Annotated in this window: 16 protein-coding genes; 11 read left to right on the top strand and 5 right to left on the bottom strand. The window is 39.1% G+C overall.

Features of this window, described 5'->3' with window-relative positions:
- The first annotated feature begins 413 nt into the window (after positions 1-413).
- The 6 genes from IQ259_RS15230 to IQ259_RS15205 all read left to right on the top strand — a co-directional run bounded on the left by IQ259_RS15230 (position 414) and on the right by IQ259_RS15205 (position 6,864).
- Positions 414-638, top strand: coding sequence for a ribbon-helix-helix domain-containing protein (locus IQ259_RS15230; RefSeq protein ID WP_193886191.1), 225 nt, complete (start codon positions 414-416; stop codon positions 636-638).
- On the top strand, positions 625-963 hold the full coding sequence (locus tag IQ259_RS15225; protein ID WP_193886189.1) for a type II toxin-antitoxin system PemK/MazF family toxin: 339 nt from the start codon (positions 625-627) through the stop codon (positions 961-963). The genes IQ259_RS15230 and IQ259_RS15225 overlap by 14 nt, the downstream gene beginning before the upstream one ends.
- 471 nt (positions 964-1,434) lie before the next feature.
- Positions 1,435-2,268 (top strand): GNAT family N-acetyltransferase, encoded by an 834-nt coding sequence (locus IQ259_RS15220; RefSeq protein WP_193886187.1) that lies wholly within the window; start codon positions 1,435-1,437, stop codon positions 2,266-2,268.
- Positions 2,269-2,343: 75 nt separating this feature from the next.
- The gene (locus tag IQ259_RS15215; protein ID WP_193886185.1) at positions 2,344-4,008 is read left to right on the top strand and encodes a glycosyltransferase family 39 protein; all 1,665 of its coding nucleotides are present in this window, start codon (positions 2,344-2,346) and stop codon (positions 4,006-4,008) included.
- A 67-nt stretch (positions 4,009-4,075) separates the two neighbouring features.
- Positions 4,076-5,677 carry a glycosyltransferase family 39 protein gene (locus IQ259_RS15210; protein ID WP_193886183.1) on the top strand — a complete coding sequence of 534 codons (1,602 nt, stop codon included), beginning with the start codon at positions 4,076-4,078 and terminating at the stop codon, positions 5,675-5,677.
- A 38-nt stretch (positions 5,678-5,715) separates the two neighbouring features.
- Positions 5,716-6,864, top strand: coding sequence for a hypothetical protein (locus tag IQ259_RS15205; protein ID WP_193886181.1), 1,149 nt, complete (start codon positions 5,716-5,718; stop codon positions 6,862-6,864).
- Between the two features lie 37 nt (positions 6,865-6,901).
- Here IQ259_RS15205 and IQ259_RS15200 read toward each other — a convergent pair whose 3' ends face one another.
- A complete protein-coding gene (locus IQ259_RS15200; RefSeq protein ID WP_228014553.1) occupies positions 6,902-9,091 on the bottom strand; it encodes a glycosyltransferase in 2,190 nt (729 codons plus the stop codon).
- Between the two features lie 340 nt (positions 9,092-9,431).
- Here IQ259_RS15200 and IQ259_RS15195 point away from each other — a divergent pair, with 340 nt between their 5' ends.
- The 3 genes from IQ259_RS15195 to IQ259_RS15185 all read left to right on the top strand — a co-directional run bounded on the left by IQ259_RS15195 (position 9,432) and on the right by IQ259_RS15185 (position 12,323).
- The gene (locus tag IQ259_RS15195; protein WP_193886179.1) at positions 9,432-9,899 is read left to right on the top strand and encodes a DM13 domain-containing protein; all 468 of its coding nucleotides are present in this window, start codon (positions 9,432-9,434) and stop codon (positions 9,897-9,899) included.
- 274 nt (positions 9,900-10,173) lie between these two features.
- Positions 10,174-10,887 carry a DUF4079 domain-containing protein gene (locus tag IQ259_RS15190; RefSeq protein WP_193886177.1) on the top strand — a complete coding sequence of 238 codons (714 nt, stop codon included), beginning with the start codon at positions 10,174-10,176 and terminating at the stop codon, positions 10,885-10,887.
- Complete coding sequence (locus IQ259_RS15185) at positions 10,884-12,323, top strand: HAMP domain-containing sensor histidine kinase (RefSeq protein ID WP_193886246.1); 1,440 nt, start codon at positions 10,884-10,886, stop codon at positions 12,321-12,323. Before IQ259_RS15190 ends, IQ259_RS15185 begins: the two co-directional genes overlap by 4 nt.
- A gap of 359 nt (positions 12,324-12,682) precedes the next feature.
- Here the strand turns inward: IQ259_RS15185 and IQ259_RS15180 are convergent, their stop codons facing one another.
- The 4 genes from IQ259_RS15180 to IQ259_RS15165 all read right to left on the bottom strand — a co-directional run bounded on the left by IQ259_RS15180 (position 12,683) and on the right by IQ259_RS15165 (position 18,216).
- Positions 12,683-12,883, bottom strand: a complete 201-nt coding sequence (locus tag IQ259_RS15180; protein ID WP_193886175.1) for a hypothetical protein — start codon at positions 12,881-12,883, stop codon at positions 12,683-12,685.
- Positions 12,884-13,172: 289 nt separating this feature from the next.
- Positions 13,173-14,816: an acetolactate synthase large subunit gene (locus tag IQ259_RS15175; protein ID WP_193886173.1), complete on the bottom strand. Its 1,644-nt coding sequence runs from the start codon at positions 14,814-14,816 to the stop codon at positions 13,173-13,175.
- A 116-nt stretch (positions 14,817-14,932) separates the two neighbouring features.
- Positions 14,933-16,300 (bottom strand): NAD-dependent succinate-semialdehyde dehydrogenase, encoded by a 1,368-nt coding sequence (locus IQ259_RS15170; RefSeq protein ID WP_193886171.1) that lies wholly within the window; start codon positions 16,298-16,300, stop codon positions 14,933-14,935.
- 614 nt (positions 16,301-16,914) lie between these two features.
- The gene (locus tag IQ259_RS15165) at positions 16,915-18,216 is read right to left on the bottom strand and encodes an aspartate aminotransferase family protein (protein WP_193886169.1); all 1,302 of its coding nucleotides are present in this window, start codon (positions 18,214-18,216) and stop codon (positions 16,915-16,917) included.
- Positions 18,217-18,414: 198 nt separating this feature from the next.
- On the opposite strand from IQ259_RS15165, the gene IQ259_RS15160 reads away from it, so the two are divergent.
- Entirely contained in the window at positions 18,415-19,431 is a 1,017-nt protein-coding gene (locus IQ259_RS15160; RefSeq protein ID WP_193886245.1) for a TrkA family potassium uptake protein, read from the top strand.
- 149 nt (positions 19,432-19,580) lie between these two features.
- Positions 19,581-21,053: a glycolate oxidase subunit GlcD gene (gene glcD, locus IQ259_RS15155; protein ID WP_193886167.1), complete on the top strand. Its 1,473-nt coding sequence runs from the start codon at positions 19,581-19,583 to the stop codon at positions 21,051-21,053.
- The last annotated feature ends 127 nt before the right edge of the window (positions 21,054-21,180 follow it).

Here is a 21,180-nt window from a genome sequence, read left to right as displayed (position 1 = left end):
ATCCCGCTTCTGTCACCCTCCGAAAACATTTGCCATTTGTGAATTCTAGAGCTTTTATCTACTAAGCGATTGGCTTCGCCAGTGCTGTAGGCAATCGCTTCATTAATTTCCTAATAACAAATGCAAGGCCTATTTTTTCCTAATAGTAAAGCCTGTATTGACAAACTGATAAAGCTTTCAGAGATTGGCTGTTCGGGGAGTGACGGCAAGATAATAATCTTGCGTTAGATAGCACCACACTTTGGGTAAATACACCAAATTTTTGTAGATAACACCTGTATGACAATTGCAGTAGGTAAATTTGGTGGACAATGCCTTGCTTAATCTATTCAGCTAAAGTGTGAGCGATCGCATCTGCTGAAATTCAGCTAGGATATTAGTAGGAATTATTTTTGCTACTAATTGGTAGGAAGATGAATGTAGAAAAACTCTCTATTTCCTTGCCACCGTCTTTAGTGGAGTTTGTCGAAAATTACAAGCGGAATAAAGGCTGTAAATCTCGTTCTCAAGTAGTTGAAGAGGCATTAGAATTGCTGCGAAACCGAGAATTAGCGCAAGCTTACCGAGAAGCGTCTGCTGAAGTTGATCATGATTGGGATGTGACAGTGGCAGATGGTATAGCAGATGAAACGTGGTGATATTTATTACGCAAATCTTAGTCCGGTGATGGGTTCAGAAATGGGTAAACGTCGTCCAGTGCTAATTGTTAGTAATGATATAAGTAATAGTGCTGCTACCACTGCGACAATTTTACCGCTTACTTCTAATGTGAGCCGTGTTTATCCCTTTGAAGTTTTGCTGAATCCAGAGGTTAGTGGTTTAACTAAGCCTTCTAAAGTACAGGCGCAGCAAGTGCGAACAATTTCTAAGCAACGAATTACTGATGAACTGTTAGGTAGTTTAAACGAAGATATGATGGTACTAGTTGATGCGGCGTTGAAATTGCATTTGGCATTGGGTTGAGTTTGCAGAAAAATTAAGTAAAAATTCCAACTAGAGATAATGATGAATAAAAGGCTGTATTTAGAAAGTAGAAAAGTGCCTTTTTTGACAGACTCACTGAGAAATATAAAATTTAATCTATAAATTTGTAGAATTTGTATCTTATTGCCAGATTTTTCTCAAAGCCAACTCCATAATAGAAGCACCTCATCTTTAACTCTTTTGACTCTACCGACTTCTCAAATAACGGTGGAGACAGGAATGGTTCACAGAATGGGGGAAAGATAAACAATGTTTTCAGAAGAGGTTTGGCGAAAATTCTCAGGTAAACCTGGCACGTTACCAAGTCAGGTTTGATCAAAAAACCTTTCTGGAAATATATCCTAGAAAGCCGCGCCTGTAACGCTTTGGCATATTAGTACATCGAATATTTTCGTTGTAAAGCGCGTAAATCCTACTAGGATATCTCCGCACATCTAAGTTGGAAGACAGATGGAAATTTCTTACCGCAACATCAATTACTCACTTAATCCTTCTTCTTCTTTGACAGATTTTCCAGTCCTTCAGACCGATAAATATATCCTGCGGCTTGCCTCGACTGAAGAAGAATTAGAATCTATCTTCCGCTTGCGGTTTGAAGTTTTTAATCTGGAACTGGGCTTAGGATTTTCTAGCTCTAGCCTAACCCAGATGGATCGAGACAAGTTTGATGAAGTTTGTCATCACTTGATACTAATTTCCAAACATACTGGTCAAACGATTGGAACTTATCGGATGCAAACTTATAAAATGGCATCTCAAGGGTTGGGGTTTGATGCTGCTGACGTATTTAATCTCAGTGCGATTCCTGATACTGTGCTGCAAGCATCTGTAGAAGTTGGACGCGCTTGCATTGCTAAAGAATTTCGCAATAGTCAAGCGCTATTATTACTCTGGGAAGGATTAGCAAATTATCTCATCTGGAGTCAAAGCAAATATTTTTTTGGCTGTGCGTCATTGCTAACACAATCTCCTAGACAAGCTGCTTGTGCATATCATTTTTTTGAAAAAAATAACTTCAAGCATTCAAGTATTTTGGTTTATCCAAATTCTCAATATTGTGTAGAACTCACTCAACCTTGCTTCGATAAATGTGAGGTAGAAATTCCCAAGATTTTACAAGCTTATTTGAGTATTGGAGCGAAGATATGCAGTTTACCAGCAATTGATCGGCAGTTTAAAACTATTGATTTTTTGGCTATCTCTAATATCGAAAATTTTACAAGATGGCATTCTCCAAAGTGTTTTTTGAATAAAGTAACTTTGCCTTTATCAAAAAAGATTTGACCGTAAATTTGACTAGCAATAGCCCACAATTCGTGGAAGTGGGTGAAGTTAAAACACTTTTTGAGAAACCTGTTTATGCAGCAGAACACACTCATGCAGAGTTGGTTACGGTTTTTAACTATTGTTTTGCTGGTGATGGCTATATTATTTCGTTTCTCTAACATTAACAGCAAAGTTTATTCCCATGATGAAACATATACATCATTGCGGATTTCTGGTTATACAGTTGAGGAAGTCAAGCAGCAATTATTTAATGGTCGTGTAATTACTCCAGAAAGTTTTGCTCAGTTCCAAAATATTAATCAACCAAAGGAACTGAGTGATACAATTATGTCCTTAGCTAAAGAAGATCCACAACACACACCGCTTTATTTTGTATTAGCCAGATTTTGGCTAGGAATTTTTGGTAATTCAGTTACAGCAATTAGAAGTTTATCAGCTTGTATTAGCTTGTTGGTATTTCCTAGCATATATTGGCTATGCCGCGAATTATTTGATGTACCCACATTAATACCTGGGTTAGCGATCGCACTCACCGCTGTCTCCCCAGTTTATCTAATATATGCAACAGAGGCACAAGAATATATTCTTTGGTTAGTTACTATTATCGTATGCAGTGCCTCACTAATCCGAGCTATGGGGCTGGAATCAAAATATGAAGATGAATTAGCCAAAAGACAGCAAACATCAGACTCATTTACAACTTGGAGCATTTATACAGTCACTTTAGTATTGAGTCTCTACACTTCTTTATGGAGCGTATTTGTAGCGATCGCTCACGGCGTGTATGTAATTATATCAGAAAGATTGCGACTAACTAAAACTGTTAGAGCTTATCTATTAGCATCGATTGTAGCATTTTTTGCATTCATTCCTTGGCTAATAATTATATTGGCTAAATTTTTTCAATTTTTGCTATCAAATAATGGCACATCAACACAGTTTTTTATCTTACCTTTATTACCATTTTCGTTGAGACAAGTAAGCAGAATCTTTATTGATTTAGACTTGGGTTTAAATAATGCTTTAGGCTATTTTATATGGACATTTTTTGTGATTTTAGTAGGATGTGCTATTTATTTATTGTGCCGTACTACTAACTATAAAATTTGGCTATTTATTCTGAGTTTGATTGTAGTGCCAGCACTACCATTAGTTTTACCAGCTTTAACTACTGGTGGTATAAAGCTAGGTTCTGAGCCATATTTTTTGCCCTCCTATTTAGGTATACAAATTGCTGTGGCTTATTTGTTAGCTACACAAATTTATAGTGGGCGATTGCCAAGGCGAAGAATCTGGCAAACAATCATGGTGCTGTTAATTATTGGTGGACTTATTTCTTCGCGAGTATATTATCAAGCTGAAACTTGGTGGAATAAAGGTGTAAGTTATCATAATCACCAAGTTGCACAAATTATTAATCGGTCTGCGCGTCCATTATTAATTAGTGATGCTGAGGGTATTAATTATGGAAACGTCTTTTCTTTAAGTTATCTTGTAGAGCCACGAGTGCAGTTTAAGTTACTCAAAAATCAAAATACGTCTAATATTTCTGATAGCTATACTCAGGTTTTTTTACTTAATCTTACTGATACTTGGCGACAGAAAATAGCTACTCAAAATCAATCCAAGATAAATCTTGTTTATCGAGATGAGTATTACTCACTCTGGAAATTACTTAAACCCCGCAACTCTCGCCAAAGCTCTATTTTGCAGCGAAATCAGTTTTCTGGTAGTTGACAGCATAGTACTATATCTGAAGAAACTTGAAGCTGGTTTCTTGCCAAGTATTTAACTTTGTCTTTTTATGAACAACTCTGTCAAACGGCATTCTGAACTGGCTCCCAGTTGGTTGCGGTTATTTGTTGTCGTTCTTGTGGTGTTAGGCGTTTTTTTGCGATTTATCAATCTTGACTACAAAATTTATTGGCATGATGAAGTCTATACATCAATGCGAGCCGCGGGTTTCACGCGCCAAGAAATTGACCGCGAAATTTTTCAAAATCGGATATTTCCCGCACAAGAATTACAGAAGTATCAACGTCTTAAACCAGGAAGCACTAAAGAAGACACAATTAACTCTCTAAAGATTGAAGACCCCCAACATCCGCCTTTATATTTTGTCGCGGCACGCTTTTGGATGCAGATGTTTGGTAGTTCTCTGACAGCATCGCGGATTTTGCCAGTTTTATTCAGCTTGCTGGGGCTACCTTTGATGTATGCTCTAGGCTTGGAGCTTTTTGCCTCCCAAACAGCAGCCTTATTAGCAGTAGTATTGTTGGCTTTATCGCCTTTTGATATTCTATTTGCTCAAACAGCAAGGCAGTATAGTTTACTAACCACAGCAGTTATTGGCAGTAGTTTTTTGTTGCTAAAGGCTTTACGCTTACCAAGTTGGCAAAATTGGGGAATGTACACTTTTGCAAATACATTGGGTTTATATACCCATCCTTTTTTTGGTTTAACAGTAATTGCTCAGGCTACTTATGTACTAATTGAGCAAGTTTTAGGAAATCGCAGAAAATTCCAAGTTAAAAATATACAATATTTTACGCTGGCGATCGCAGCCTCACTTCTTTTATATACTCCTTGGTTAGTGGTGCTAACAACTAACTACCAGCGTGTATCAGACACTACAAATTGGACTAATGTTACTGTAGAGTTTCTTTATCTGATAAAGCTGTGGATTCTTAGTTTTACTGCTTTGTTTTTAGACTTAGATTTTGGCTTTGATAGTATTTGGACTTATCTACTCAGATTACTAGTTGTTCTCTTGATTTTTCTGTCCATCTATGCAGTCTGCCGCGAAACTAATCGCAGAACTTGGTTATTTATCATCACTACAATTTTTGTACCTTTTTTAATGTTAGTTTTGCCAGATTTATTACTAGGCGGTAAGCGTTCTGCTGTCAGTCGTTATTTAATTTCTTGCTATCCTGGTGTGCAATTGGTAGTTGCCTACTTACTGGCAACTAAAATATTTCATAGAAAAAATTTATGGCGAAGCATTACAGTTTTACTGCTTGCAGGTAGTATTGCATCTTCTACAGTTAGTGCTTTCTCTGATACATGGTGGAGCAAGGATTTGAGCTATTTCAATGCTGAAATTGTCAGACAGGTTAATGCTAACTCTTCGCCACTTGTAATTAGTGATATCGGTGATGATTTTACCAATACAGGAGACTTAATTTCGCTCAGTTATGGACTCAATAAAAACGTGAGATTAATGTTGCTGAGTCAGTCTCCTCAGTTAAAATCTGTAAATATTCAGTCTCTGCTTTTAGAAAAATATCCAATATTTGTCTTTCGTCCTTCTCAAAAACTTGTTAAGGCAATTCAGCAGCAGCAAGGTGAGTTAGTACCAATATTCCCACCTGGGAGATTGTGGAAACTGAAAAGCCAGAATTAACAAACTTGAATAAAATCTAAGACTATTAATTTAATATTATGAAAAAAAAGGATCATCAAGAAACAACACTTACAGATAATAAGTTAAAAGTTAATGGATACGTTTTTGTAATTTTAATGTGGCTGGTGAGTAGACTTGTAATTATCGTTGCCATGCAAGTTATTGCTCCGTTATTATACACATCACCTGTGCATCCATACTGGCAACCCCCATATCCACTAGATTATTCTGCTGATTTTATGCCTAAACCCAGTTGGGAACTCTTCTCTCATTGGGATGGTAAGTGGTATCGCAAAATTGCTGTTGCAGGTTATGACTATGCTAACGATGGACATCAGCATTCTATTGCTTTTTATCCCTTATTTCCTTTGATTATTCGTGGAGTTATGATGTTCGGCTTACCCTTTGAAGTGGCGGGTACAGTGGTGAACAATCTAACTTTTCTTGGTGCATTACTTCTTTTATACTATTGGGCAGAAGAACGTCATGGTACTAATGTTGCAAGATGGGCAACGGCTGTGATGGCTTGGTGTCCTTTTTCTTTATACGGCACAGTTATTTATACAGAAGGGCTATTTCTGTTTTTGACAACAGCAGCTTTACGAGCATTCGATAATCGTCAGTATTTCTGGGCTGCTGTTTGTGGTGCATTGGCTAGTGCAACTCGCGCCACAGGGATTACATTGCTACCCACTTTTATTTTCGTAGCATGGAGAGAACGCAGACCATTATTAGCCTATGTTGCGGGACTTTCTGTAGCATTGGGGCTGCTTTCATTTAGTCTATATTGCGCCATTAGTTTTAAAGATCCTTTGGCATTTGTTCATGCACAAAAGGCATGGGCGCAACCAAATTGGTGGTCTATATTTACCGATGCTATCTTTGTGGGCAGAGATAATTTGATGAAAGTGGTGATGGTTTTTGGTGGTGGTTACATGTTGTGGTACTTTCGGACTCAGCTTAGTAATACTGCTGTGGTTTACGGTTTTTGCTCATTGCTACTAATTATATTCTCTGGAGCGCTGATGTCTGTTAGCCGTTATGCTTATGGCATTGTGTCGCTGTCCCTTGCATTAGGCTTGTTGTTTTCTTACCAAAGTCGTTGGGGATACATAATATTAATTTGGTTCGGCATATTGCTCTTTTCTTATGCCATGAACTTTACTATCTGGAATTGGGTGGCGTAGTAGGAGCATAAAAATGTACACTCCTACTACTAAAATCTTAAACTTTAGCTACTATAACTGGGCTGACATCAACTTTTTTATCAAACACGATTCGGGGTTTTAGCCAAATTTTCAACAGTAACCACAGAGAACCTATTTCTCCTGGCGCATTCTGACGCTTCCACTGTCCGGGACGACAAAATAACATTTCTACTAAGTGACGATGTTGACTTAAACTTACTGATTCAAAGTGAATGCGGATTGTGGGAAACTCATCGGCAAATCCAGTCTTGACAATTGCCGCAGATAGGTTTAAATTTTCTTCGGCGATCGTGATTTTTACTGATTGACTAACAACTAAATTTATAGGAAGTTGCTGAGTTAATGCTATCTCTGCACCAATCTCGGAAATCATTGTAGTTACACCCCAAAAAGTATCATTACCAATTTTTAACTGCACGACTCGCCGTAAATCAAACCATTCAAAGTTATCGCTTTTAGGAGCATCTAGCAAAATTAAGATAGCCGTGCCAATCATAATTAAATTATAAATGCTCCACATCCAACCTAAGCCCCTACCTACGCTTTGTTCAGCTATTGTTGCTACTTCTGTAGTTAAAGAACGTTGGACTATACACATACATAAGTTTTGCCACAAACTAATAGCTGTTGCGATAAATAATATGATTAAAGGTGAGGCTAACTTCCAGTTAAAAATATAGCGATCGCTACTTATCCCTTTAGGCGTAACTTGAAATCCTTTCGAGAAGGGACGCAACAAAGATTGTGTCACTGTCACAGCTAAAGGAAAGCATAATACTAAAAAATAAATATCCGATAAAAAAGCGGAACGAGAATACTTATTCAACCAAGCAAATACGGTGAGATTGACTAAGTAAAGCGGCAGCCAAAAATAAATGAGTTCTGCTAGGTTGGAACGAATAGGAATTACACCCAAAAATGAATAAGCTAACGGCATTAATAGAAAATAAATTCGAGAAAAATTAGTAAACCAAATCAAAAATCCTACCAAATGAGCTAATCGTTGAGTCAAACTAAATCCGGGAATTACAAGAGGATTAGCTTTAATAAAAAGACCTTGGAGTGTGCCTTGCGCCCAACGCAAACGTTGAGTTACATAAGAAGACATATTTTCTGCTGCTAATCCTGCACTGAGTAGCTCGTTTAAATAAATAAGGCGGTAGCCTTGAGAAGATAGATTAACTCCTGTATAGTAATCTTCTGATAAAGACTCAGTAACAAAACCTCCAGTCTTCTCTAATGCACTGCGACGAATAACAAAAGAAGTACCAGCACAAATTGCGCTATCTGCACTATCTCGAATAGATTGAATATGTCGATGAAATACTTCTTCATCAGGGGTAAGAATATTTTCTAAGCCAAGGTTTCGGGCTATAGGATCAGCATTATAAAAGGTTTGTGGCGTTTGTACAATCGCAATAGTCTCATCTTGAAAAAAGCCAACAGTGCGAGTGATAAAGTTCTTGGTGGGGACAAAATCTGCATCAAACACAACGATTAGTTCACTACTGCTTCGCGCAAGTGCATTATTTAAGTTCCCGGCTTTGGCATGTTGATTATCTGCTCTACTGATGTAATGACATCCGAGTTCTTCTGCTAATTCTCGCATCTCTAAACGCTGATTATCATCCAAAAGATAGATTGTTTTTTGGAGATATTCTAAGGATTGGCAACCAATAATCGTTCGCCGCACAATAAATACTGGTTCATTATATGTCGGGATGAAAATATCAACAGAGGGCGTAAAATCACCGTCAATTACTGCGATTGATTTCTCATCTGCTTCCCGGTGACGCTCTTTAATATTTAACATTAAGAATAGTTCAATCAAACTACTCAAAAGCATCAAAATTTCTAAGCCAAATAACCCTAAACTAATTGCGCCATTGAGAGGATTAACAAGGTTGAGGGTAGAGAGCGATCGCCACAACACATACCGCAAAGTTAAAATGAATAATATACCAACTACCAACCGTTGTGACCAAACACGAGGCTGAGGAGAAAGTTTCATCACCACAAACATAGCTATTAGCAATGCTAAAGTGGGTAGTAGTAAATATTTATCATTTACCATTGGCGCTTCTAACCACATTGGTGGGTTGGCTTGCCAAACAGAAATTTGAGCAAAAAATCTATTAATTGTGCTATCACCAGCAAACCAACCTCCTACAAGGAAGCCAGATAAAACAACAATGCTCAAGAGCATTAGCATAACTACTCGAAATTGAAAAACTCTTTGAGAAACAAGATTAGCACCAGTTTTCCTCCTCAAATTAAATCTTGAGAGTCCGCGTTTCTGCACTTGCTGAATCTCCTCAATAAATTAAAATTAAATCTGCTATTTTGGCTGATTTGTAGGAAAATATTATTATAGTCTAGATTCAAAAACGATATTTCTTAACTCCTAACTCTTATTTTTAAAGATAAAATTTTTATAAAAATTGCTGAACTAAATTTTTAACTAATTCTCAGCTTAATTTAATATTTGTCATCGCAGACAGCTTTAAATTATTTTCATAATGATGAATATTGAGGATATAAACACTATGAAATTTCATAGTTTAGCAATCCTTGGTCTGATTGCAACTGTTTGCTTAGGCTCTGCTAAAGAAGTAACTGCATATCAGACACAAGATTCAACACCAGTTGCTACTACTGGAATTACTCAAATAGCAGCTGCTGTAGGTCAATCTGGGTACTTTCAGCGTGGAGAACATGCAACCCAAGGAAGAGTCAGCATTGTGACTAGAAACAAGAGAAGATACTTGCAGTTTGATCGGAATTTCAGAACAAGTAGTGGGCCTGACGTATATGTGATTTTACATCGATCTTCTAGGCCCCAAACCTACGGTTTGAGAAGAAATGATTATGCTCTGATTGCTCGTCTCAGACGGTTTAATGGTAGTCAAACCTATGCTCTACCTGCTAATCTTAATTTGTCTGGATATAAATCAGTAGCTGTTTGGTGTCGGAAATTTAATGCTACTTTTGGTTATGCAAGTGTAGGTGGTTAAATAATTGGCGTTGCATAATTGCGGACGATTTTGGAATTTAAATAATAATCACCAAATCTCTCTTCTCTACGGGTGGCGCGTTTTGATAATGTTTTTAAACTTCCGTGTCAGCTTCAATCATCCGGTGATTCAGCAATGCCTAAAATTTTTTCTCAATCCCTAGTACAAGATTATGCAGAGTTTGGTGCTATTAGTATATTCATGAGTGAAATTATCAACTCTTGAATGCTAACTGATAGTACCAATTAATAATAGTTATACTGCAAGGTATTTTATGGAAATAGCAGATTTTCTTGGACTTTTACATCCCGCGATCGCAGTTATTTTTGTCTTTCCTCTGATTGGTACTGTCGTTAATTTTGCATGGCAAACACGCCAACGCCGTTTGCAAAATTTAAATGCAGGTAAGAGCAAAATTCCACCTGTAGTTGGCAAAGAACATAAACAGTTAGGTGATTGGCTAACCAGTGCAGTTGTAGGGTTAACATTAGTAGGTTTAGCTTATCCTATTGGTAAAAATATTATCAAACAAGAACTGTGGAATAAAGCAAATTTTCAAGTAATTTTTATATTATTAATGTTTGTGGCAACCATTGCCTCTTTAGTATTACTTTATCAGGCAAAACAGCCGTTATGGCGAGGTGTTTTTGCGACATTAACTGGTGCTGGTTTAGTAATTCTTGGCTGTCAAGATGGAGTTTATCGTCTGACAAGTGAGTGGTACTGGTCACACTACTACATTGGTATTACCGCAGCCCTACTGATGATTTTTTCTTTGGCAATTGTGCAAGATATTTATAAATCTCATCGCTGGCGGATAATTCATACAATTTTAAACTGTGTAGCTCTTTTACTATTTATTGGTCAAGGATTAACAGGTACAAGAGACTTATTGCAAATTCCTTTGAGTTGGCAAGAATCTTATGTTTATCAGTGCGATTATGTTAATAAAACTTGTCTAAAACCAAACACTCCAGCACCGAAGTGAATCAAATTCAGAACATTTTTCGCATAATTGACCTTTTTTCATTACGAGTTCGACTTACAATTGGGATTGCTGCGGTTTCTGCTTTAGGATTGGGTAGTTTTGCTACTTGGACAAGCTGGAAAATGCAGCAATTTTTAATTAATAATTATAAAATTAATATTCAACAGATTGCTCAACGCTTACCCTATCACGTAGAAATATATACTAATATTATCCCCTCGGAAAATAGGTTGCAAAAGGCAATTAATAATTTAAGTAGTCCTCATACATTTTTATGGGTAAAAAGCCCTAAAAACCAAATTTTAGCTCAATCTAATAACTTAAATAAACTACCTAAGGAGAACGCATCTCAGTTAATTTATTTAACTGAGATGTCGAGGGAACCCTTAGTAAAACAAATGGGCAAAAGCTACTTTGTTTTATGTGGTAGTACGTTGACATTACAAGATAAGGTAGTTGGAACATTGTTTGTCGTACAGGATGTTACCGACGAACAAAGTATGTTTTTAGTGATTGTGCAGAGTTTGGGGATTGGTAGTATAGTTACAATCACAACAATTTCTGTAGCGATCGCATTTTACATCAAACGTTCTCTGCAACCCCTACGCCAATTAAGTCAAATGACAGAAGTCATTTCTCTTGCAGACTTAGGACAGGCACAAATTTATTTAGATAACGCACCTAGCGAGGTGAGAGAATTAGCCCAAACCTTTAACATGATGTTGACGCGTCTTTCCCAATCTTGGGAGCAAGAGCGACAATTTGTCAGTAATGTGTCTCACGAGTTACGTACACCCCTCACCATCGTACACGGCTACTTGCAAAGTGTCTTACGACGGCAGAATAATTTAACCGAAATCCAACAAGAAGCTTTAGCAACAGCAGCAGCAGAAGCAGAACGTACCATTCGCCTCCTACAAGATTTACTTGATTTAGCCAGGGCAGATAGTGGTTATCTACATTTTCGTCTAGAACGCTGCATGTTGAATGACTTAATTACAGAAGTTGTGGTCATGGCCAAAATTTATAGCGATCGCCAGATTACAATTGAATCAACCAACCAGCTAATTGAGGTAAAAGCTGACTATAGTCGCCTCAAACAAGTTTTAGTGAATTTAATTGATAATGCCTTTAAGTATTCTGATCCTGAAACTTCTGTGACTGTCAAGTTTCATCAACAAGCTGACCAAGCCATAATCCAAGTTTGCGATCAAGGTTATGGTATTCCTTTACAACATCAAGCGCGGATTTTTGAGCGTTTTTATCGTCTAGATGAAGCACGTACCAGTTCTACTGGTGGTTGTGGTTTGGGATTATCAATAGTCAAAACACTTGTAGAAGGTATGGATGGTAATGTAACGGTGCGATCGCGTTTGGGTGAAGGAAGTATATTTACAATTACTTTGCCCGCCTATTTATCCAGTCCAATTCAATAATTAAGTCTGATGATAAATTTTTAAGAGTAGCTTGGGCAATGGGTTATGGGTGATGATAGCTTGACTTTGGGCGATCGCATTTGACCTAAATTACTCAGTCGAAGATATCTGTGTTCACCCATGATTTAGGACTGCTATATATCAGCATTTGAGATTAAATTTTAATATAAAAATAACAATATATCTTTTAGTAGATGACAAAATAAATATAATCCTCAAATAAGTGGTTATACCAAGCTTTTTTATGTGTGTTTTAACTCTGAATGATAAGTTAGTATTAAAAATAAAAATTGAGAGGGTAATGATACTTTTTACAAGACATACCCACTCAAGATTTACTGACTCAGAATCAATAAAAACTAACGAGACTCAGTGCCTTGATTAGGGCTACCTGCTACATCATCTTCACCTGGCGCTTCTGGTCTAGCAGAAGGTTTAGCATCAGATTGAGACGCATCACCAGTTTTGCGAATATCTTCTTGTAAAGGGGTTTGATAGCCGCCAGAAGCAGTAGGGGTAGTATCTTGATTATGAGATTTTTGTTTCTTTTCTTCAGCCATAACTATACTCCTGTCATTTATTTTCGCCTTCATTGTATAAATATCAAGAATATAAAGTTATCTACCTAAAATCTAGTTATGACTGATTTTTTACTCTATCGGAAGTATTATTTAGTATTACTCTGATAGCTTTGAGAAAATACATAAAATAGTATCTTTATCATGTTGAAATGTTAGGTAATTTCTAGGAAATAAATAGCAAAACTAATATTGATAAAAATAAATAATTATAGGGGTGCAATGGTCTGCGCCCCTATCTAACCTAACTCAATTGAGAGTTTTTATATGCTTACAAAGCACAATTTAATTCACCAGCTTTTTGAGTAAAACGGCGATTCTCCCGGTAGTCTACAGGACAATCAATAACAGCGGGTACATCTTGTGCTAATGCCTCTTTGAGTATAGGGATTAAGTCAAGACTAGATTCGACTCGATAACCTTTTAAACCCATGCTTTCGGCAAATTTAACAAAATCGGGATTACCAAAATGTACAAATGATGAATTACCTTTGCCAAACTGGTTTTCTTGTTTCCATTCAATTAAGCCATAGCCACCATCATTAAATATTAAAGTGACAAAGGGAGTACCTACACGCAAGGCCGTTTCTAATTCTTGGCAATTCATCATAAAGCCACCGTCACCAGTCACAGCAACAATTTTGCGATTTGGATAAACGAGTTTTGCGGCTAAAGCACCAGGAATTGCAATACCCATTGCTGCAAAACCATTGGAAATAATGCAAGTATTGGGACTATGACAGTGATAATGACGCGCCATCCACATTTTATGTGCGCCAACATCAGAAATGACAATATCATCTGGCCCCATGACTTGCCGCAAGTCATAAATTAGTTTTTGTGGTTTAATTGGATAACCATCATCGTTGGCGTATTGTTCATAATCAGCGCGAATTTCACCGCGTAAACTAATGGCATAAGGATTAGGTTTACCTTGACGATCTGCGACTTTTAAAATTTCAAACAAAGAGTCAGAAATATCGCCGATAACTTCTACAGTGGAAATATAACTACTATCAATTTCCGCTGCGGTTGTACTAATATGCAAAATGGGAATTGTGCCTTCAGGATTCCATTTTTTTGGAGAAAATTCAATTAAATCATAGCCGATCGCAATTACTAAATCTGTATTATCAAAGCCGCAGGTAATAAAATCTCTTTGCTGTAATCCCACAGACCATAAAGCTAAAGGATGAGTGTAGGGAATGACTCCTTTACCCATGAATGTGTTAGCAACAGGTATATTCATTTGGGTAGCAAATTGCGTCACTGCATCACTAGCTTGAGCGCGAATTGCTCCATTTCCAACTAAAATTAATGGATTTACGGCTTGAGATATTACTGCTGCGGCTGCCCGAAGACTAGCAAAAGATGCGTAGGTTTTTTCGAGTTTATCCAGATGCAAAGGTTTGCCTTCGACAGGCATGGCAGCAATATTTTCTGGTAAATCTATATGGACTGCACCAGGTTTTTCGGTTTGCGATCGCTTGAAGGCTTTTCGTACTACTTCTGGCGTAATACTAGGGCGGACAATCTGCTTATTCCACTTAGTAACTGGGGCAAACATCGCCACCAAATCTAAATATTGGTGAGATTCAATGTGCATTCTATCAGTTCCCACTTGTCCGGTAATTGCCACCAAAGGCGCACCATCAAGGTTAGCATCAGCAACACCAGTCATGAGATTTGTTGCCCCAGGGCCAAGAGTTGAAAGACACACCCCAGCTTTGCCGGTTAAACGTCCATAGACATCAGCCATGAATGCTGCACCCTGTTCATGACGAGTGGTAATAAACTTAATAGAAGAATGTTTTAGGGCTTCTAAAACATGTAAGTTTTCTTCACCAGGAAGTCCAAAAACATACTGTACTCCTTCATTTTCTAAACACTGTACTAATAATTCTGCTGTATTCATTTTAATTTCCTCATTAGCGATGCACGAAATAGGGAACGAAGAGTCTTTGAAGAATGAAGAATGAAGTTTAAAAAACTAATTTCACACTTCATACTTCACACTTCATTCTTTCCCAATCACTTCACCCAAACAGTTTTAACATTGATAAACTCTTGTATGCCTTGAATGCTTAATTCTCGGCCATACCCAGAACGTTTGATGCCGCCAAAAGGCAGACGAGGATCAGATTTGACTAAACCATTGATAAAGACTGCACCAGCTGCAATTTCCGCAATCAGGCGATCGCGTTCTTGGTCATTCGTTGTCCAAGCACTAGCACCCAAACCAAAGGGTGTGTCATTTGCCAGTTTAATTGCAGCATCAATATCTGGAACCCGAAATAACAAGGCTACCGGGCCAAAAAATTCTTCCTGAGCAATTGGCGCGTCAGGCGGAATATCTGTGATGATGGTTGGTGGATAGAAGTTACCCGGACGGTCTGATATGGGATACCCACCCGTCAAAACTTTACCTCCACTTTTGGCGGCAACTTGCACTTGCTGATCTAAATCTTGAAGAAGATCCGGCGTTGCTAGTGGCCCTAAATCGGTGTCTGCTTGCATAGGATCGCCGACTTTCAGCGCTAAGAATTTATCTAACAGCAACTTCTCGAATTGATCAGCGATCGCTTCTTCGACTATAAAGCGTTTCGCTGCAATACAAGATTGCCCATTATTTAACATCCGCGCTGCGGTAGCACTAGCCACGGCTGTTTCTAAATCCGCACTTGCTAAAACGATAAATGGATCACTCCCCCCCAATTCCAGAACGGTTTTTTTTATGTGTTTACCTGCGGCGGCAGCTAAAGATGCGCCGGCTGGTTCACTTCCCGTCAAAGTTGCCGCTTTCACTCGGTCATCGGAGATTACATCGGCAACTTTTGCAGCACCGATTAAAAGAGTTTGCAAGACACCTTCCGGAAAACCTGCTCGTTGGATAATCTCTTCTATTGCTAAAGCACATTGCGGCACATTAGACGCATGTTTTAATAAGCCAACATTACCTGCCATGAGTGCAGGCGCAGCAAATCGAAACACTTGCCAAAAGGGGAAATTCCACGGCATAACTGCCAAAATTATCCCCAATGGCTGATAACGCACAAAGCTATGGCTGGCATCAGTTTTAACAGCAACATCAGCCAAAAAATCAGCAGCATGTTCCGCATAATAGCGACAAACAGCAGCACATTTTTCGACTTCGGCGATCGCGGCTTTGTATGGTTTACCCATTTCCAGCGTCATTACCTTGGCAAAGTCTGTTTTTTCCTGCTCTAAAATTTCCGCCGCTTTTTGTAACCATTGCGATCGCTGTGCGAAACTCGTCTTGCGGTATTGCTCAAAAGCCTGATTTGCCAAATCTAATTTAGTGGCAATTTCTGCATCGTTGAGCGGCTCAAAAGTTTTGAGCGTCTCCCCAGTGGCGGGATTGATGGTGGCGATAGCCATTGCCTGACCTCCCGTTAAAAAATAGCTTGAGGTAGCTGCCCATTTTTACACAGATTAGTTATAGAAGCTACCATCAAAATTGTAGACTTATCGCTAAGAATTGGTTGGTTAATATTACAATTTCGCAATTAAATATATAACAATGGATACAATGATTGACTGTATTTTTATATAGATATTGGCAATATTCAAACAATTATGGGTAATATTTTTTTGACACAAATGCTAGGTAAAAATTACCAGACGCTCAACAAAACAATGACTTGTTTTTGGTGAGCGATCGCTAAATCATCCAACTAAAGATATTAGATAACGCCAGGATTTTACGATAGCACCGAAAAACTAAAAGCGCTACTGGAGAAAATCTTCTGAGGCGCAAGTCGCGGACTCTTGGTTTTGCAGGTATTGTTTTAGCTGGAACAGCAAGAAGCCTCACGTCTTATATTATTTTGGATTTTGGATTGCTTTAGTGGTGAGCTTTTCAGCACTCCATTGTCGCAATCATTTTTCAAATTGGTCTTACCGCAGCAATTCTAAATTATTCGTGAACAACAAAATCCCCGATTTCTTTGAGACATCGGGGATCTGAGCCTCTCGATTTTTAATTACTGCTGTTAAGCTGTGACTTTAGCTAGTGCTTTGTCCACAATTTGCAAGGCTAAATCAATTTCATCCTTGGTAACAATCAACGGTGGGACAAACCGGACAACTTTTGGCCCGGCTGGTACAAGTAATAAGCCTTCTGTAATTGCAGCGTTAACAACATCACTAGCGGTTAGCTGAATGTCTGCTGTTAACTCGATCCCATTAATTAAGCCCCAACCCCGAACATCAGAAATAGGATATTTTACAGCGATACCTGCGGCACGCCTAGCGGCGATCGCTCTTAATCCAGAACGCAACTGTTCACCCCTCTCTTGAACATTCTGCAAAATATTCTCCCGTTCCAAAGTTTGGCACACACTCAGCGCCACACCGCAAACAAAGGGATTTCCACCAAAAGTACTAGCGTGTTCTCCTGGTTCAAAAACATCACAGAATTTTTTGCTCATCATTGCGCCAATGGGGATACCACCGCCTAAACCTTTAGCGCTGGTAAAAATATCCGGCTCCACACCCAGGTGTTCGTAACCCCATAAATTACCACTGCGCCCCATCCCCACTTGCACTTCATCAAAAATCAATAAAATGCCAGTTTCATCACAAATCTGGCGTAGTTTTTGGAAGTAAGCTACATCGCCAGGGCGTACACCGCCTTCTCCTTGTAATGGCTCTAATAAAATCGCCGCAACGCGATAATCACCTTCATCTAATTCGCTAATGGCTGTTTCAACAGCAGTAATATCGTTGTAAGGTACGTAATGAAAACCTGGAACCAAGGGATCAAAATATTTCTGATACTTGGGTTGTCCGGTAGCGGTAATCGTTGCCAAAGTCCGCCCGTGAAAACTGGCGTTTGCTGTTAGAATAATTGGCTTTTCTATGTCTAAAACTGTATGGGCATATTTACGTGCCAATTTAATCGCCGCTTCATTAGCTTCCGCTCCAGAGTTGCAGAAAAATACGCGATCGGCACAGGAGTGTTGGATAATCCATTTGGCTAATTCACCTTGTTCGGGAATGTAGTACAAATTAGAAACGTGATGCAGTTTCTGAATTTGACGCGTCACAGCTTCAACCATTGCTGGGTGGGCGTGTCCTAGTGTGCAAGTGGCAATTCCCGCCACAAAGTCAAGATATTCCCGTCCCTGTGTATCCCAAACCCGGCATCCTGCACCCCGTTCTAAGGCTAAGGGAAACCGGCCATAGGTAGACATCACGGCTTCGTTAAAGCTATCTGGATCAAAAGGAATAGATGGCATTGTACCTGACTCTGGGGGGATGCTGGCTTGTCCAACTAGAGTTTGTAAGCTCACTACCGCTCCTCCTAAAAATTTTTCATCTTACACTTACTTATAGTTTCCTCGAAATTGTTAAAAATTTCTTGTGATTTATTGCAATTCATAACTTTCTTTTAGGCTAACGCTTAAATATCTTTAAACGAAGAACACAGGTGAAAAACAACTTTGTATTCCACACTTGAGAGAAAATATCAACGTATTCAAAAAGAGTTAATGGCAGGAGCGATCGCTTTGGGTGGTGTTCTCCTGCTTGGCACTTTGTGGTACAGATTTGTAGAAGGGTGGGCATGGGAAGATGCAGCTTACATGACAGTCATTACCTTAGCTACTGTGGGATATGGAGAGACGCACCCACTAGGTAGCCGAGGACGTTTGTTTACTATTGCCTTGATTTTGTTGGGTGTGATCAATATTGGTTACATAGTCAACAGATTTACAGAAGCAATCATTGAAGGCTACTTTCAAGAAGGCATTCGGCTACGACAACAGAGGCGTTTAATGGAATCCTTGACACAGCATTATATTATTTGTGGATTTAGTCGCACTGGTCGGCAAATTGCCAAGGAATTTCGGGCAGAAAGTGTACCTTTTGTCGTCATAGATTCGGAATTTGAATCTGTACAAAAGGCACAAGCCGAAGGTTATGTAGTATACCAGGGTGATGCGACACTAGATGATTCACTGCTACATGTTGGGATTGAGCGAGCGATTTGTATAGTTGCCGCCCTACCTTCAGATGCAGAAAATTTATATACAGTATTATCAGCAAAAACATTAAATCCAGAAATTCGGGCGATCGCTCGCGCTAGTACGGAAGAAGCACTACAAAAGTTACAGCGGGGCGGTGCAGATGCCGTAATTTCACCCTATATCACCGGTGGTAAACGCATGGCCGCAGCCGCCCTCAGACCTCAAGTATTAGACTTTGTAGACGGGATTCTTTCTGGCTCAGACCGTCAATTATATATGGAAGAATTTTTACTTGATCCCGCTTTATCTCCTTTCGTTGGGCAAACTTTACAAAAAGCCAAACTGCGATCGCAAACTGGCGCATTAGTACTAGCAATTCGCCGCAGCGATGGCAATCTCATTGGCGGCCCCACTGGCGACACAATATTAATGTCAGGAGATACCCTGATTTGCATGGGGACAGCGGAACAATTGCGTAGTCTGAATCAAGTTCTCGTTCCCCTTGGTTCTCAAGCATTACGCAAGCCAAAAAATCAGTGACAGGTGACAGGTGATAGAAGTAATTAACTGCGGATGGATGGACGCGGATATCAAAAGAGCGATCGCTTTTTTCTCCTGCTAAACTGCTATTTTTGCAACAATGGTAAATACAGTCATTCCATCCAGCCGAGTCATCTACCTGAAACCTTATGCTTACCCAAGATAAACAACAACGCAATTGGCAACCCATTATCAAAGCATTTGAGGCTGCCCTCGGTAAAAATGGTGTAATTAAACGCCGCGAAGAATTAATTACCTATGAATGCGATGGTTTGACTAGCTATCGTCAACGTCCGACTGTGGCTGTATTACCAAGAACAACAGAACAAGTTGCGGCAGTGGTGAAGATATGCAATCAGTATTCTGTTCCCTTCATTGCCCGCGGTTCTGGCACAGGTTTATCTGGTGGTGCTTTACCTTTAGAAGATTCTGTTTTGGTTGTCACCTCATTAATGCGACAAATCCTCAACGTTGATTTAGAAAACCAGCGCATTGTTGTGCAACCAGGCGTAATTAATAGTTGGGTCACGCAAACTGTTAGCGGTGCAGGATTTTACTATGCACCAGACCCTTCTAGTCAAATTATCTGCTCAATTGGCGGCAATGTTGCCGAAAATTCCGGTGGAGTGCATTGCTTAAAATATGGTGTCACAACCAATCACGTTTTCGGTTTAAAAATCGTCACTCCCGAAGGGGAAATCGTCGATTTAGGCGGACAAATCCCAGAAACACCTGGCTATGACTTAACAGGTATATTTGTGGGTTCGGAAGGAACTTTAGGAATTGCCACAGAAATTACTCTGCGAATTCTCAAAAGTGCTGAATCAATTTGTGTACTGTTAGCAGACTTTACGAGTGTGGAAGCTGCCGGGGCTAGTGTTTCTGATATCATCAGTGCGGGGATAATTCCTGGTGGTATGGAAATGATGGATAACATTAGCATCAATGCTGTAGAAGATGTTGTAGCCACAAATTGTTATCCTCGTGATGCTACCGCTATTTTGCTAGTTGAAATTGATGGTTTAGATGTAGAAGTTGCAGTAATTAAACAACGCATTACCGAAATTTGTCAACAGAACGGAGCGCGGAATGTGACTGCGGCAAGTGACCCAGAAACCCGCTTAAAATTGTGGAAAGGACGCAAAGCTGCTTTTGCGGCGGCTGGACATTTAAGCCCAGATTATTATGTCCAAGATGGTGTGATTCCTCGCACTCAATTGCCTTATGTTTTGCAAGAAATTGAAAATCTAAGTCAAAAATATGGTTATAAAATTGCTAACGTCTTTCATGCAGGTGATGGCAACCTTCACCCCCTAGTTCTTTATGATAATTCTGTGCCTGGGGCGTTAGAAAAAGTCGAAGAGTTAGGCGGAGAAATTCTCAAGTTGTGTGTAAAAGTTGGTGGTAGTCTTTCTGGTGAACATGGCATTGGCTCAGATAAAAAATGTTATATGCCAGAAATGTTTAGTCCTGTTGATTTAGAAACAATGCAATGGGTAAGACAAGTATTTAACCCCCAAGGTTTAGCCAACCCTGAGAAGATATTCCCCACACCCCGCACTTGTGGCGAAGCTGCAAACGCTATGAGTAACAAGCAGTTTGAAGGTGTGGAAAGATATTAAGGGACTTCCAGAGAATAAGATATACAAGCCATAAAAATGATAATCATTCTGAAGGGGGAAAGAGCAGTTGCCGTCGGCAACTGCTCTTTCCTCCCAAATATATGCAAGATAAATGTCTGCACTCAAC

This window comes from Fortiea sp. LEGE XX443 (genome assembly GCF_015206815.1).
In the GTDB taxonomy this organism is placed as follows: Bacteria; Cyanobacteriota; Cyanobacteriia; order Cyanobacteriales; family Nostocaceae; genus Nostoc_B.
This window is presented reverse-complemented; position numbering and strand designations above follow the sequence as displayed.

Bases quoted from the DNA above. Each gene is read 5' to 3' on its own strand.
- IQ259_RS15230 (WP_193886191.1), top strand. From the start codon at position 414: ATGAATGTAGAAAAACTCTCTATTTCCTTGCCACCGTCTTTAGTGGAG.
- IQ259_RS15225 (WP_193886189.1), top strand. From the start codon at position 625: ATGAAACGTGGTGATATTTATTACGCAAATCTTAGTCCGGTGATGGGT.
- IQ259_RS15220 (WP_193886187.1), top strand. From the start codon at position 1,435: ATGGAAATTTCTTACCGCAACATCAATTACTCACTTAATCCTTCTTCT.
- IQ259_RS15215 (WP_193886185.1), top strand. From the start codon at position 2,344: ATGCAGCAGAACACACTCATGCAGAGTTGGTTACGGTTTTTAACTATT.
- IQ259_RS15210 (WP_193886183.1), top strand. From the start codon at position 4,076: ATGAACAACTCTGTCAAACGGCATTCTGAACTGGCTCCCAGTTGGTTG.
- IQ259_RS15205 (WP_193886181.1), top strand. From the start codon at position 5,716: ATGAAAAAAAAGGATCATCAAGAAACAACACTTACAGATAATAAGTTA.
- IQ259_RS15200 (WP_228014553.1), bottom strand. From the start codon at position 9,091: ATGCTCTTGAGCATTGTTGTTTTATCTGGCTTCCTTGTAGGAGGTTGG.
- IQ259_RS15195 (WP_193886179.1), top strand. From the start codon at position 9,432: ATGAAATTTCATAGTTTAGCAATCCTTGGTCTGATTGCAACTGTTTGC.
- IQ259_RS15190 (WP_193886177.1), top strand. From the start codon at position 10,174: ATGGAAATAGCAGATTTTCTTGGACTTTTACATCCCGCGATCGCAGTT.
- IQ259_RS15180 (WP_193886175.1), bottom strand. From the start codon at position 12,883: ATGGCTGAAGAAAAGAAACAAAAATCTCATAATCAAGATACTACCCCT.
- IQ259_RS15175 (WP_193886173.1), bottom strand. From the start codon at position 14,816: ATGAATACAGCAGAATTATTAGTACAGTGTTTAGAAAATGAAGGAGTA.
- IQ259_RS15170 (WP_193886171.1), bottom strand. From the start codon at position 16,300: ATGGCTATCGCCACCATCAATCCCGCCACTGGGGAGACGCTCAAAACT.
- IQ259_RS15160 (WP_193886245.1), top strand. From the start codon at position 18,415: ATGGCAGGAGCGATCGCTTTGGGTGGTGTTCTCCTGCTTGGCACTTTG.
- glcD (WP_193886167.1), top strand. From the start codon at position 19,581: ATGCTTACCCAAGATAAACAACAACGCAATTGGCAACCCATTATCAAA.